The organism is Ciceribacter azotifigens (genome assembly GCF_048159625.1).
Classification (GTDB): domain Bacteria; phylum Pseudomonadota; class Alphaproteobacteria; order Rhizobiales; family Rhizobiaceae; genus Allorhizobium; species Allorhizobium azotifigens.
Window position 1 is genome coordinate 1 of record NZ_JBLQTA010000072.1, and the last position, 1,136, is coordinate 1,136.

The following is a 1,136-nucleotide window of genomic DNA, read 5'->3' on the forward strand; positions in this document are numbered from 1 at the left end:
AATGCGCCAGCGCCGGATTGTCGTTGTCGCCTTGCCAGTAGGCGGGCGGCATAGCTGATCCGGATCGGGCCGTTGCCGTCGCGCGCCTCGCATATCAGGCTGATATGACAGAGAAGGTCTCATCCTTGAGGCCGGTCCCGCGTGCGTGTATTTCTCAAGTCACAGGCAGAGAATAGCAGGGGGGTACGTGCCAATGAATTTCGTGGCGATAGACGTGGAAACCGCCAATGCAGATATGGCGTCAATTTGCTCTATCGGAGCCGTGAAATTCGAGCGTGGCAAGATCGTCGGCGAATGGTACTCGCTGGTCGATCCGCAAGATTACTTCGACGGCATCAATGTCTCTATCCATGGCATCGACGTGGACATGGTGAGGGGCGCGCCGACTTATGCGGAAGCGTCGCGGACACTTCACGACATGCTTCGGGACGCCGTTGCCGTCACCCATACCCACTTCGACCGGGTCGCCACGCACCAAGCGTCAAACCGCTGGGCTGTTGCAGAACCAACCTGCACATGGCTCGACTCAGCCCGTGTTGCCCGCCGCACCTGGGCGGAGTGCGCCAGCAGCGGCTACGGTCTCGCGGACGTTTGCAGGCTGATCGGATACGAGTTCCAGCACCACCATGCCCTGGAGGATGCGAAGGCGGCCGGACACATCCTTCTGACTGCGATGCAGAAGACCGGCCTCGACCTCGACGGCTGGCTATCCCGGGTTCGGCAGCCCATCGATCCGTCCTCCAGTAGCGCTGGTGCTGCTATCCGGCGCGACGGCAACCCGGATGGTCCGCTGTTTGGGGAAGTGATCGTGTTCACCGGGGCGCTGGCGTTTCCGCGTCGTGAAGCCGCCGATCTAGCTGCATCGGTAGGGTGCGAGGTTGATTCCGGCGTCACGAAGAAGACGACGCTGTTGGTGGTGGGCGACACCGACGTGCAACGCCTCGCTGGCCACGAGAAGAGCTCCAAACATCGCAAGGCGGAGGATCTGGCCAGCAAGGGCTTCCCCATCCGCATCATCCGAGAAACGGACTTCCGCGAACTCGTGGCGCTGGCCTGAGCCGTCGAGCTTCCCGACGCGGTGCATCGCGACATCGTCGCCTATGCCGAGGTCCTGGGCCGGGAGACGGGCCAGCCTG

At 62.5% G+C, this 1,136-nt stretch carries 1 protein-coding gene and 1 pseudogene; both read left to right on the forward strand.

From position 1 onward, the window contains the following. Window positions 1-193 precede the first annotated feature (193 nt). Entirely contained in the window at window positions 194-1,057 is an 864-nt protein-coding gene (locus tag ACM6UT_RS23350) for an exonuclease domain-containing protein (protein WP_416799653.1), read from the forward strand. 12 nt (window positions 1,058-1,069) lie between these two features. Beyond that, a pseudogene (locus tag ACM6UT_RS23355) lies at window positions 1,070-1,136 on the forward strand (DUF2274 domain-containing protein); the annotation flags it as partial.